The organism is Metalysinibacillus jejuensis (genome assembly GCF_003057615.1).
Taxonomy (GTDB): domain Bacteria; phylum Bacillota; class Bacilli; order Bacillales_A; family Planococcaceae; genus Metalysinibacillus; species Metalysinibacillus jejuensis.
In genome coordinates this window covers 1-564 of record NZ_QAFW01000152.1, presented here as the reverse complement: position 1 = coordinate 564, position 564 = coordinate 1, and the positions used below count along the sequence as shown (strand labels likewise).

Below are 564 nucleotides of genomic sequence, written 5' to 3'. Positions count from 1 at the left end.
CTCTAACTACAATAAAAAGACATAGAAAAATTCAGATAATTAGAACACCCTAGTAGGTGTTCCTTATCTGACCTCACTTTCATCCCAAGCCTAAAGGCAAGGGCTTTCTCGTTCGGGAAATCTGTAAATAAACGTCTCGCATATTATTCATTTTTTTAATGCCTTTTAATTGGATGTAGCGATTACTCTCATTTGCGGTAGTAAACCATAAATCCTTCGGTGTTAATACTTCTAAAATACGGAGATTATGCGAAGTGAAAATGAGCTGACCTTGGCCGCCTTCTTTAATAACCTCTAAAAGCTCACCCAGTAAAAATTCAAATACACCCGCATCAATTTCATCCACAACGACACAGGCATTTGGATTGTTGTACGCAGCAATCAACACACGTGAAATACCCGCCACTTATTGACCTTGCGGTCTAATTGAAGTGGGAGCTTCTCGACTTATCGTTGCTTTTACTAGCCAACGAAAACTGACCGAGCTAACCCTCTTGTTCCAAGAGTTTTTGTTTCTATGCTAATGCCAATAGGCGAATGCCTTCATTTTTGATATTGATGGCT

Annotated in this window: 1 protein-coding gene; it reads right to left on the bottom strand. The window is 39.4% G+C overall.

What is annotated here, in order from left to right:
* Positions 1–79: 79 nt before the first annotated feature.
* Positions 80–406, bottom strand: coding sequence for an ATP-binding protein (locus tag DDE80_RS14585; protein ID WP_235612356.1), 327 nt, complete (start codon positions 404–406; stop codon positions 80–82).
* Positions 407–564: the final 158 nt, after the last annotated feature.